The organism is Enterococcus aquimarinus, from assembly GCF_001885765.1.
Taxonomy (GTDB): domain Bacteria; phylum Bacillota; class Bacilli; order Lactobacillales; family Enterococcaceae; genus Enterococcus_I; species Enterococcus_I aquimarinus.
In genome coordinates this window covers 145,280-157,650 of sequence record NZ_JXKD01000004.1, presented here as the reverse complement: position 1 = coordinate 157,650, position 12,371 = coordinate 145,280, and the positions used below count along the sequence as shown (strand labels likewise).

The 12,371-nt window shown below is 39.4% G+C and carries 13 protein-coding genes; all 13 read right to left on the bottom strand.

Annotation, left to right across the window (positions count from 1 at the left end):
* Nucleotides 1-69: 69 nt before the first annotated feature.
* The 13 genes from RU93_RS04725 to RU93_RS04660 all read right to left on the bottom strand — a co-directional run bounded on the left by RU93_RS04725 (nt 70) and on the right by RU93_RS04660 (nt 12,235).
* Nucleotides 70-1,509 carry a glycoside hydrolase family 1 protein gene (locus tag RU93_RS04725; RefSeq protein WP_071874459.1) on the bottom strand — a complete coding sequence of 480 codons (1,440 nt, stop codon included), beginning with the start codon at nt 1,507-1,509 and terminating at the stop codon, nt 70-72.
* A gap of 113 nt (nt 1,510-1,622) precedes the next feature.
* On the bottom strand, nt 1,623-3,704 hold the full coding sequence (locus tag RU93_RS04720) for a DNA topoisomerase 3 (protein WP_211272555.1): 2,082 nt from the start codon (nt 3,702-3,704) through the stop codon (nt 1,623-1,625).
* A 104-nt stretch (nt 3,705-3,808) separates the two neighbouring features.
* A complete protein-coding gene (locus RU93_RS04715) occupies nt 3,809-4,171 on the bottom strand; it encodes a DUF1033 family protein (RefSeq protein WP_071874457.1) in 363 nt (120 codons plus the stop codon).
* Between the two features lie 115 nt (nt 4,172-4,286).
* Entirely contained in the window at nt 4,287-5,408 is a 1,122-nt protein-coding gene (mnmA, locus tag RU93_RS04710; protein ID WP_071874456.1) for a tRNA 2-thiouridine(34) synthase MnmA, read from the bottom strand.
* Between the two features lie 533 nt (nt 5,409-5,941).
* On the bottom strand, nt 5,942-6,154 hold the full coding sequence (locus RU93_RS04700) for a helix-turn-helix transcriptional regulator (RefSeq protein ID WP_071874454.1): 213 nt from the start codon (nt 6,152-6,154) through the stop codon (nt 5,942-5,944).
* Nucleotides 6,155-6,468: 314 nt separating this feature from the next.
* The gene (locus RU93_RS04695) at nt 6,469-6,813 is read right to left on the bottom strand and encodes a DUF1831 domain-containing protein (RefSeq protein WP_071874453.1); all 345 of its coding nucleotides are present in this window, start codon (nt 6,811-6,813) and stop codon (nt 6,469-6,471) included.
* A 90-nt stretch (nt 6,814-6,903) separates the two neighbouring features.
* Nucleotides 6,904-8,055, bottom strand: coding sequence for a cysteine desulfurase family protein (locus RU93_RS04690; RefSeq protein WP_071874452.1), 1,152 nt, complete (start codon nt 8,053-8,055; stop codon nt 6,904-6,906).
* Between the two features lie 449 nt (nt 8,056-8,504).
* Nucleotides 8,505-9,473, bottom strand: coding sequence for a ribose-phosphate diphosphokinase (locus RU93_RS04685; protein ID WP_071874451.1), 969 nt, complete (start codon nt 9,471-9,473; stop codon nt 8,505-8,507).
* A gap of 70 nt (nt 9,474-9,543) precedes the next feature.
* Nucleotides 9,544-10,083 (bottom strand): C39 family peptidase, encoded by a 540-nt coding sequence (locus RU93_RS04680; protein WP_071874450.1) that lies wholly within the window; start codon nt 10,081-10,083, stop codon nt 9,544-9,546.
* A 13-nt stretch (nt 10,084-10,096) separates the two neighbouring features.
* Nucleotides 10,097-10,642: a cysteine hydrolase family protein gene (locus RU93_RS04675; RefSeq protein ID WP_071874449.1), complete on the bottom strand. Its 546-nt coding sequence runs from the start codon at nt 10,640-10,642 to the stop codon at nt 10,097-10,099.
* Nucleotides 10,643-10,652: 10 nt separating this feature from the next.
* A complete protein-coding gene (locus tag RU93_RS04670) occupies nt 10,653-11,348 on the bottom strand; it encodes a 5'-methylthioadenosine/adenosylhomocysteine nucleosidase (RefSeq protein WP_071874448.1) in 696 nt (231 codons plus the stop codon).
* Between the two features lie 31 nt (nt 11,349-11,379).
* Entirely contained in the window at nt 11,380-11,664 is a 285-nt protein-coding gene (gene macP, locus RU93_RS04665) for a cell wall synthase accessory phosphoprotein MacP (protein WP_071874447.1), read from the bottom strand.
* Between the two features lies 1 nt (nt 11,665).
* Nucleotides 11,666-12,235, bottom strand: coding sequence for an NUDIX hydrolase (locus RU93_RS04660; RefSeq protein ID WP_071874446.1), 570 nt, complete (start codon nt 12,233-12,235; stop codon nt 11,666-11,668).
* Nucleotides 12,236-12,371 lie beyond the last annotated feature (136 nt).

Sequence of the window (12,371 nt, the reverse complement as noted above, 5' to 3'; positions counted from 1 at the left end):
ACACAAGTGCAAAAATCCCACCTCAACACCTCGATTTTGAGGTGCTGAATTGGGATTTTTTCTATTTATTTAATCGATGGTAGCACCATCCGTTGCAATTACTTCTTGATACCAATAAAAACTATCTTTTTTATAACGGTTCAAACTTCCACCTGCTTCATCACGGTCCACATAAACAAAACCATAACGTTTTTGGTAACCATTTAACCAACTAAGTAAATCCGTAAAGGACCAGGTACAATAACCCCAAATTTCACATCCTTCATCCACCGCAATCATGAGTTCTTTGACATGAGCATTGATAAATGCGATACGATAATCATCATGAATTTGATCATCTTCGGTCTTTTTGTCAAACGCTCCTAAGCCATTTTCCGAAATAATAATCGGTAAATCATAGCGACTCGTAATTTCTTTACAGGCGAAACGTAACCCCGATGGATCAATCACCCAGTCCCAATCCGTCGTTTCTAAATAAGGATTGCTTGGATTTTTATACACACCAGGTAATCCTGTCACTTGGCCCGTTCCTTTTTTTCCGGTAGTATTGAATTCGCCAAATGGTGTTACACCATCGAGAGGATTGTATTCGACGACCGCGGTTTGATAGTAATTGACACCCATAAAATCAACTAATTTTGCAGCTGCTTTTAAAATCATTTTGTCTTCATCTGTGACAGTGGGGGCTACTCCCTGTTTTTCTAAATACCGCATCGCAGTTCTTGGATAACGACCATAGGCATAAACGTCCATCCACCAGTAACTCTTTAAGTTATCATGATCTAGTTTTGCCATCCCGTTAATTGGTCGACAATCGAGTGCATAACTTGGACTATAGGCAAAACTGGCTCCAATTTTCCCTTCCGGCATGATTTCTTTAAAGGCGATGACGGCTTTGGCATGCGCTAAAAAGACATGATGATTCACTTGATAATAGGTTTTTTCTTCATTAAATTTTCCTGGTGGATGCATGGCCGTCATCCAACCAAAACCCGTAAAAATATTTTGTTCATTGATCGTAATCCAATACTTAACTTTCCCTTTATACGCTTGGAACAAGTACGTCGCATAATTCACGTAATCCGCAATGGCTTCAGGACTTTCCCATCCTCCGTACGCGTCTTCTAACGCTTGTGGTAAGTCCCAGTGGTATAAGGTAACCATTGGCTCAATGTTATATTTTAAACATTCATCAATGATTGCTTCGTAAAAATCGACACCCATTTGATTCACGGCACCGCGACCTTCGGGGAAAATTCGCGTCCATGCAATCGAAAAGCGGTACGTTTTTAACCCCATTTCAGCCATTAATGCGATATCTTCTTTAAAACGATGATAATGATCGACTGCGATTTCACCCGTTGTTTCTTGATACGTTTTCCCCGGAATTTTGACGAACTCATCCCAGTTAGAGACGCCTTTGCCATCGAGCTGATGAGCACCTTCAATTTGGTAAGCGGCCGAAGCGCTTCCCCATAAAAAATCTTTTGGCATTGTTAAGTGATTCATTTTAAAAATCCTCCTTTACAAATTGATTCCTTCTTGCTCATTGTCTTATAGAGTTGGCGATCTGTCTAGTATTTAGCAAAAAAGAAGGACATTTTTCTGTCCTTCTTTTTTGCTTACTGATCTTTTAACGCAGCCTTCAATGCTTGGGCTAGCGCACTTTCTGCTGGTTCTTCTTCTTGACTATATTTCTTCACTAAGCGACGTTCTTCATGCTTCGTCATTTTTTTCTTTTGTTCTTTTTTATCGAGCATTTTTTCGCTGATACCACAATATTTACACTTGAAAAAGGCGCCATTTTTCCCATCAATAATTTCCATTTTCTTATGGCACTGAGAACAACGATGGTTGGAGACTTTCGGGTCTTTCCGACGGCGATAGCTACAATCTTTACTACTGCAAAGATAAATGACGCCATCTTTTGTCTTACGTTCTCGGAGCGCTTCACCACACTCTGGACAAACTTTTGTGGTTAACGAAAAGTCTTTGTATGCTTCTTGTGATGCTTTAATTTCCGCAACTAAGCGTTTCGTATCGGCCTCAATTTCTTTTAAGAATACTTGCGCCGATTTTTGTCCTTTGGCAATGGCTTCTAAATCTTTTTCCCATTTTTCCGTTAACTCTGGCGTGACCAATGCCGAGTTGACTAACGTTAATAACTGTTTACCTTTAGGGGTTACCGCTAAGACGTTTGCCCGGCGTTCCATCAATTCAGACTTAATCAATTTTTCAATAATTTCAGCACGGGTCGCGGGTGTCCCCAACGAATATTTTTCCATCTGTGCCAGCAAACTACCTTCTGTTGCGAGTTTTGGCGGCGATGTTAACTCTTGATTGACTTGGAAATTCCCCTTGATCGTCTTCAGTTTTTGCCAATCGACTATTTCAGCGGCTTTACCTTCACTTGTTTTCCAACCTGCTTGTAGCACTTGTTCTTGACGGAAGACAAAGTGATTTCCTGCAAAATCAACCGTTGCTTTGACGGTTTGCGTGACGTGTTTATCCGCAAATAATCCTAAGAACCGTTCGACAATTAAGCTATAAATCTTCACTTCATCACTGCTCATTCGATCGACTCTTGGACTTTCCTCTGTTGGAATCAAGGCATAGTGATCGGTTACTTTACTATCGTTAAACACACTCGTTAACTTGACTTGACTGCCTGTTTTCAAATATTCCTTGGCTTTTGGATCAAATCCCGCCACCGCATGTAAGCGATCTTTCATCGTACTAGCGATGTCTTTTGGTAAGTACTTGGAATCCGTTCGAGGATAACTCACTGCTTTATGACTCTCATAGAGACTTTGTACCAAAGACAAGGTTTTCTTCGCAGAATACTGGTACAGTTGATTGGCCACTCGTTGCAACTCAGTTAGATCATACGGTAGTGGCTGATTTAAACTTTTTTCCTTCGTTTCAACCTTAGTGACTTGCCCTAATGTTCCACTTAACGTTTTGACCAAATTTTCTGCTTGTTTTCGTTCACTAAATTGTTGCGGATTTTTTAATTGCAACCGTCCTTTATGCGCTCCGTAAAGCAAATCAATTGAGAAATAGGTAGTTGGGATAAATTTCTCTGCTTTTTCTTGGGCTTGATTGACTAAACTCAATGTCGGTGTTTGTACCCGACCGGCAGATAGACTATCTTGATATTTGACAGTCAACGCACGCGTCACATTCAAGCCGATTAACCAGTCCGCTTTGCCGCGAGCCACGGCCGATTGATACAAATTGTCAAAGTCCTTGGCCGGTTTTAACTGACGAAAGCCTTGTTGAACTGCTTGTTTTGTTTGCGAAGAAATCCAAAGACGCTCCATTGGTTTCGTTGTTTTTAACCATTCAAAAACAAAACGTCCAACTGCTTCTCCTTCTCGTCCACTATCCGTCGCAATGACAATCCCTTTCACATCAGGACGTTTAACCAAATCACCGATGACTTTTAATTGACGATGGGTTTTGGGTAGTGGTTTTAAGCCAATGTTTTTAGGAATCATTGGTAGGGTTTCTAAATTCCATGTTTTCCATTCTTGATTGATATCTTCTGGCAATTTTAAGGATAATAGATGACCATAAGCCCATGTAATGACGTACTGATCACTTTCGAAATAATCTTTCCCTTTTGGACTCGCCCCTAAAACTTTGGCGAAATCCTTGGCAACGCTCGGTTTTTCGGTTAATACTAGTTTTTTATTCATCATTTCTCCTTTACTAAATCCGGCGAGAATCGTTTTTCTCGCGACAGACAAAAAAACTGTTACTTACTCTATTATAAGCAACAGTTTCTTTTCGTCAAAATCATTTTTTATTTACGCTGACAGATCTTCGCTTTTTCTTTATCATTGAGAATATTTTGATAAAAAGTACGATCGACTTCAATGGTCACGGGATGATACTCCTGTAGTAAGGCTAAACCGAGATATAATTGGAGCCCTTCGACACATTCTTCACACCAGTATTCTTCTCCGTCATTCCAAAAAGCCGTTAGGAAATTGGGCTTCACGTGAACATGCTCATACTTTTCGCGCAGTTCAAGCCATTGTTTGGCATATTCTTCTTTTGCTTCTTCCAAAGTGTCAAATTGTTTTAGTCCGCGAATTTCATCTTGCCAACCTTCAAAAAACCACCATGGCTCATTTTCTCCATATAACGTTAGGACCTGATACATTTTTCACACCTCGTACTTTTTCTTTGATATTAAAGCTATAGTAGTCAGTTTTATGAAATGTTTCAATGTTTTTGCTTGTGAAGAAAAAGGCTTAGATTCAAGAAGCAAACGCGGATTAGATATACGGTAAAATCGTATCACCTTGGTAGGCTTGGTCAATCAAACCGCCACCCAAACAAGTCATGCCATCATAAAAGACAACTGCTTGTCCTGGAGTAACGGCTCTAGCTGGGGTATCAAAAATAACTTCCGCTTGATCATCCCCTAAGAGTCGCACCGTTACGGGAACATCTTGTTGGCGATAACGGAATTTTGCGGTACAACGAAACTCTTTTGGTTTTGCTTCATTCGTTGTAAAATGAATCACACTCGCCGTTAATTTATCGGCAAATAATTGTGGGTGGTTAAATCCTTGTCCCACATAAAGCGTATTGGTCGCTAAATCTTTGCCAATTACAAACCATGGTTCTTGGCTAGCGCCGCCCCCACCAATTCCGAGTCCTTGACGTTGACCGATTGTATAATACATTAAGCCATCATGATTGCCTTTCACTTCGCCGTCAAGCGTCACCATTTTACCACCTTGCGCAGGTAAATATTGGCCTAAAAATTGTTTGAAGTTTTTTTCACCAATGAAACAAACACCGGTTGAATCTTTTTTCTTCGCCGTCGCTAAGTCAGCAGCTTCTGCTAATCGACGGACTTCTGATTTCTCCATTCCACCTAATGGGAACATGGTTTTTTGTAACTGTTCTTGAGATAGTTGACTCAAAAAGTATGTTTGGTCTTTATTATTATCGACCCCACGTAACATTTGAACCACACCATTTTCATCTTTGACCGCTTGGGCATAATGGCCTGTCGCCACGTAATCTGCCCCAAGATCCATTGCATAGTCTAAAAAGGCTTTGAATTTAATTTCCTTATTACACATGACATCTGGATTTGGCGTCCGGCCAGCACGGTATTCTGCTAAGAAATATTCAAAGACACGATCCCAATATTCCTTTTCAAAATTGACCGAATAATACGGCACTCCAATTTGTGCAGCAACTTTCGCTACATCTTTGTAATCTTCTGTTGCCGTACAAACGCCATTTTCATCGGTATCATCCCAATTTTTCATAAAGATACCAATCACATCATAGCCTTGTTCTTTTAACAAAAGTGCTGTTACTGACGAGTCCACCCCGCCACTCATGCCGACAACGACACGTGTGTTACTGTTGTCTGTCATGAATATCACCATCATTTCAATCTAAATTCTGAATTTCTACGATTTGAAGGTCGCAACTTTTTCAGTACTTGCCATTATACAAGAAGTTCATGAAAATTTCACGAGAATCTACTTTTTTTTAGAAAATATTAGCCTTTGACTTAATTGCTGATTAGAAAACAAAAGAGAGTATGACCATTGATAGAAAAACAGTTATAATTGTTAATCCTGCAATGAGTATCACAGTACTAATCGCAGTCAAAGAGATGATATTAAAATAGAGTAAAAGAAGGAGAACAAACAAGTAAAAGAGTAAGGAAAAATAAGAATAGAACACACTCTTTTCACGAATAATTCGGATTCTTTCATCTTTCTGATAAAATTGTGGTTGTAAATAAAATAAAGATAAATTAACAACGGCACCCGAAAAAATAAGAATCAACATTGGGAAGTTCAGGTTGCCACTCATAAACAAATAAATACTTTCAAATAATAAGAATACTCCTATAATTAAATAACCTATTCTTAGATTCATTTCATTCACTCCAATATGATTAAATTTTCTTATAATCTTCTGCTTCTAAAAAAAATAGTTTCTCAACAGTTGTTTCAAATAATTCAGCTAATATCATCGCCAAAGGTAATGAGGGATTGTAACGTCCTTTTTCAATAGATATAATCGTTTGTCTAGAGACGCCTAGTTTTTCTGCTAATTTATCTTGAGAAAAACCAGATTCTTGTCGGTATTCCTTCAACTTATTTTTCAACTCATCCACTCCTATACTCTAACTTTATAGTAAAGTAAACTTTACGTCAAGTGAACTTTACATATATGATTTAAAAAATGTCCCTCTAACATATAAGAGAGACATTTTAAAACTATTGATAGTATTGCGACTGCGCATTCCATAACTCTGCATACTTTCCCTCTTTTTTTGCGATAAGAGTTTCATGGTTGCCTCTTTAATCAATCACTTGATCATCACAAACCGCAATTTTATAAATCATCTTAAACTCCTTTAAAATCAATAAAAAACTTGAAACAAAGAATTTCTCCTAACTGTCTCAAGTTTTCAACTAATTACTCTGCTTTTTCAAATAAGCCACGGCTAATGAAACCATCCATTAAGAAATAAAATTTCTCTTGGAGCATCTCATGTTGGGTGCCTTTAAATAGATTCACTGCTTTTAAGCCATTCGCGGTCGTAATCGACATTTTTAACGTTTTAATATCTGCATCCACGGTAATTTTTAATTTAAAGCCTTCTTTACTTTGGGGTGTTGCTTCTAATGGACGAATTAGTTGGAAATTGCCTCCGTTTGTTTCTGTAAAACCATTATCCCGTAACGTATAACGCTTTGCTTGGGGCGCAATCCGATAAAATACATCTGACCCTAATACTGTTGCTTTTTGCTGAAATGCCATTTTTCCACCTCTTTTATTCTCTTTCCTTAATTATAAGAGTTTCTGTTGCTTTTTACTAGTCTCTTCGAATCAATTTATTTCACTAATGGTTTACTCGCTTGAATCTTTTTTCAACCGTTTTACCGTTGCAATCAGGGTATCTGCTAGCATCACAACTTCGTCTTGCGTATTGCGATAACCAAAGCTTATCCGGATGGACTCTTTTAGGCTTTGATGATCCTTGCCATACATCGCTTCTAATACATGCGACGGCTCGACATCGCCTGCACTACATGCCGATCCGGTTGAAATGGCGATTCCTTGTAAATCAAGGTGCATTAAGAGTAAGTTACTTGGAACACCAAAAAAGCGCAAATTTAAAATATGAGGGAGGTGATGTTCCACATCGCCATTCACTTCAAACTGGATGCCTTCTTGGTTCAACCGTTCCAATAAATAAGTATGAAACTGTTGGTAGACTTCCCAGTTGATTTGTTGCTGTTCTTCCGTTAAGAAATCAATTGCCGAAGCCATTCCGACAATCCCTGCTAAGTTTTCAGTTCCTGCCCGCCGTTTTTCTTCTTGGGATCCACCATGGAGAATTTTGGCTAATTTTACGCCTTCTTTTTGGTATAAAAAACCAACACCTTTTGGGCCATTAATTTTATGGGCAGAAATGCTTAGTAAATCAATATTCGCGGCTTTCGGATTTAATGGGATTTTCCCATAAACTTGTACCGCGTCTGTATGAAACGTTGCCGGATAGTCGGCTAATATTTCTCCTATTTCTTCGATGGGAAAAATCACACCCGTCTCGTTATTAGCATACATCACGGAGACTAAAATAGTGTCTGCTCTGAGCGCTTTTTTTAGTTGTTGCGGAGTAATTTGTCCGACCTTATTCACAGGTAAATAGGTAACTTCAAAACCTTGGCTTTCTAAATAGTTCATCGTATTTAAAACGGCAGGATGTTCGACATTCGTTGTAATCAGATGTTTTCCTTCGTGTTGGCGCGCGAAGGCCGTTCCAATGATTGCCATGTTATCGCCTTCCGTTCCTCCGCTAGTAAAAACGATTTCGTTCGCTTTGACTTGCAACTGACGGGCAATGGTTTGTCGGGATTTTTCTAATGTTTCGTGCGCTGTCCGTCCATTGCGATGAATACTGGAAGGATTGCCATACACTTGTTCCAAAATCGTAGTCATTTCTGAGATGACTTCTGGACGAATTGGTGTTGTTGCAGCATGATCAAAATAAGGCATAATTTTCCTCCTAAAAATACTAAATATGGTGAAAAAACGTGACCCTTCATTAGCGAAAGTGTCACGTTTTTATTGGTTGAAACGGCATAAAACAAGCAGTGTCTCGGTGATAAGTCTTAATCTGGTCAAAAGTAAAAAAAACTTTTGAAAGATTCTGCCTTATCACTCGTCACTAAACGCTTCTTTTATGGCCTCTGTAATCTGAAACGGCATAAAGCAAGCAGTGTCTCGGTGATAAGTCTAATCTTGCCAAAAGTAAAAAACACTTTTGAAAGATTTTGTCTTATCACTCGTCACTAGACGCTTCATTTATGGCCTCTGTAATCTGAAACGGCATAAAGCAAGCAGTGTCTCGGTGATATGTCTTAATCTTACCAAAAGTAAAAAACACTTTTGAAAGATTTTGCCTTATCACTCGCAGTTAGGCGCTTTATGAATAACCTCTTATCTTACATATAACTTTTTGGTTCTAAATGAAACAGTGGGCTCATTGGTGTGTTTTCATGGATGCGTTTCATGGCTTCACCCATTAACGCTGAACAAGTGATGTATGTCATATTGCTTGGGTGACGATCATCTTCTGTGAAGCAAGAGTCTGTCACACAAATATCAACGATTGCGGCTTCTTCAAGCGTTTTTTTCGCTGGTGGTGAAAGCAGTGCGTGAGAAGCACAAGCATAGACTTCTTTGGCGCCAGCTTCCATTAATAAACGAGCAGCTGTCGCAAACGTTTCGCCTGTATTCAACATATCATCGACCATGATACATTTTTTACCGACGACGTTACCAATGACGTAGCCTTCTTCTAATGCTTCGTCTTGATCGACAATGGCCAATGTCGTATTTAAATATTCGGCTAAACTACGTGTTCGTTGCACGCCACTATTTTTCGGTGAGACAACGACATAGTCATCTCCTTCCATCCCTTTTTCTTTGTAATAATGGGCAAATAAAGGCATGGTAAATAAATTATCGACAGGGATATCAAAAAATCCTTGGACTTGAACCGTGTGTAAGTCGAGCGTTAACACTCTTGTCGCACCGGCTTCAACGAGCATGTTCGCAATTAATTTGGCACTAATTGGTTCATGAGGTTTCGCTGTACGGTCTTGACGAGAATAAGCATAGTACGGTAAAACGACGTTCACTGTTTTAGCACTCGCACGTTTCATGGCATCGATCATAATTAATAATTCCATGTATGCGTTGTTGACTGGTTCGTTCGTTGCTTGAATGATATAAGTATTGATACCACGTACACTTTCTTCAATGTTGATTGAAATCTCACCATCGGCAAAAGTTTTCACGACAGATTTACCTAATTTTTTTCCAAAAGCACTCGCAATTTTTTCTGCTAATGGCAAATTACCATTTAAACTAAAAATTTTGACTGACTCATCTTGGTATTGATTACTCATAAGACCCTCCGCTTGTTTGTTGTTTAGTCACATACTCCATTGCCATTCTATCACTAATTGTGGTTACAATTCAAGGTAAAGAGACAGTCCCGTTGACCCATTTTGCAGGAATCACCGCACAATAACTTCCCCAATTATCATGAACTTTAAAATAGCGTTCGCCCATCGCGGTTTCTTTATAGGCATAAGCCACAACCCAGTGATTACCGTACGTACTACCACATAATTTATTCAACCCAATGATCACAGGTTTTCCTTGGTCAATCCGCTTAACCGCTCGTTGCCATCCCCCAATCATAGTCGCTCTTGCCCGAACGTTTTGCTGATAACGTCCTAAAAAACTCGAGACGCCATGCGCTACTTGAAAAGCAATCGTCGGCATGCCATATCGTTGAATAAACAATTGCAAGAAAGCGGCAAGTGTTGCCCCATCTGTTGCCTTTTTTTGACGAATAAAACTTGGAATCATCTGCTCATCAACATAGTCCTGATAATAAGCCAAGAGGACACTCGCTGCATACGTCCCGCATAAATAGCCTCTTGGCGTGCGCCAATTGCGATATGCTTTAAATCGTTCTTCGGGTAAGCCATGCCAAATCTCTTTTTCCATTTTTTTCGCTCCTTTACACAATCGTTGCGCCTAACGCTCCACTAAAGTGTCGTAAAGCCCACTCATGACCAACGGGATCAAAACTTGCGACACTGTTTTCAACAATAAACAGACGATATCCTAAATTATACGCATCAATGGCGGTGTGTAAGACACAAATATCGGTACAAACACCTGTCAAGTACAGGTCCGTAATGTGACGTTCTCTTAAGCGAATATCCAAGTCGGTACCACTAAATGCTGAGTAGTGACGCTTGTCAATCCAGTAGACATTCGTTTTTTCTTTGTATTGCTCATAAATAGGCGCTAATGAACCAAAAAGTTCGCGACCCGTTGTTCCCGCTAAATTATGCGGAGGAAATAGCTTGTTTTCAGGATGGAACGCATCTTCTTTTTCATGTCGATCAATGGCAAAAACGACGAAATCACCGGCTTCAATAAATTCTTTCGTGACTTGAACAAGGGCTGTTTCAATTTTTTGACCTTCTTCTGCAGTTGTTAAAGCACCTTCTGTTGCAACAAAATCCCACGTATAATCAATCGATAGTAAAGCTTTCATTTTCCCACTCCTATTCACATAAGTTGATAAAATGTAACACCATTTCGGCTGAACGTTTCCCTGCTAACTCGATAAATTCATCAAAACTGACGGTGGCATCATGATCGGCAGTATCACTCATCGCCCGGACAACGAGACAAGGGACATCAAATTGAAAGGCGGTTTGGGCAATCGCTGCGCCTTCCATTTCACATGCTAACGCTTCTGGGAAATGACTTAAAATCGTGGCTAATTTTGTTGGATCGGCAATAAAACTATCGCCTGTGACAATTAAGCCCGATTTCACTTGATGCTTGGTTTCTTTGGCTGCTTGACTCATCAAAGTAGCAAAGGCGTGATTTGTTTCATAATAAAGAGGCATGCCACCTGGGACTTGGCCATATCGGTACCCAAAAACGGTTGCATCGACGTCATGATACGCTAATTTATCCGCAATCACGAGATCTCCCACCGCTAGACCAGCACCAATTCCTCCTGCAGAACCGGTGTTAATCACTAATGCTACACCGTATTGTTGAATCAACAAGCTTGTTGTAATCGAAGCTAATACTTTCCCAATTCCAGACTGTACGACGATGACTTCATGCTTCCCGATTGTTCCTTGGTAAAATGTCGCTCCTGCTTTTTGCCAAGTAGTTTGGTTTTCTAAATGTTCTCGCAATAACGTCACTTCTTGAGCCATCGCGCCAATAATTCCAATCTTCATTGTTGATACTCCATTCTGTTTATTCTAGCAATCATAAGAAAAATACCATTAACAAGACAAGTATAAGTAAGACGGTCACAATCAGAATCCACTTCATCAAGAAATGATTCATACGTCGTGATTTTTCTTTTTCACCCGTACGCGTTTTCTGAATAGTTGATTGTTGTTTCGCTTGTTTCCGATAATAATTGTTTATTTTTTTTTCTTCTTGTTGATAGTCTCTTTGCGCTTGCTTTTGTTCTTTTGTTTGCTCTGATGGTGACTCTATTTTGCGCTTTCTTAACTCAGAGCGTGTCACTAATGGTCCTTTTGCCATATTAATCCCTTTCTTTGCTTATTAATAATTCCCAATATTGGATAGCGAAAATCGTTTTTGCATCACAAATTTCTTGGGTCGCCATTTTTGCTTTTGCTTCTTCTAAAGTCAACTCGAAAATCTCTAATACTTCGTCTTCATCTTGCGGTAATGGCTCATCCACTTTTGTTAAGTTTTTGGCATGATACACGTGTAGTAGCTCATCCGAAAATCCTGGCGACAAATACATGGACGTCAAGTGTTCGAATGCCGTCGCCTGATAGCCAGTTTCTTCTTCTAATTCGCGCATCCCCGTTTGAAGAGGCGTATGGCCTTCTCCTTGTTCAATCTTCCCCGCAGGAATTTCTAAAATAACTTTTTCTAACGGTTTACGAAATTGTTTGACTAAAACAATTTTATTGTCAGGTGTAATGGCTAAAATCCCTACGCCACCAGGATGAAAAACGAGTTCTCTTTGTGAGGTACCGCCTTGAGGCAACGCGACATCATCTAAATAAACGTCGATAATGTTACCCTTAAAAATTTCTTTGCGCGCAATGGTTTTTTCTTCAAAATCCTCGTAACCCAGCATTGAGTCTGATGCCCCTTCCTAATCCCTATTTCTTCATATTTTAACACACAATTGTTTATAAAATTCCTAAATTATCAAAATCAATCCCAAGTCGTATATTTTTATTAAATAGAACATGATAAAATGAATAGTGTAA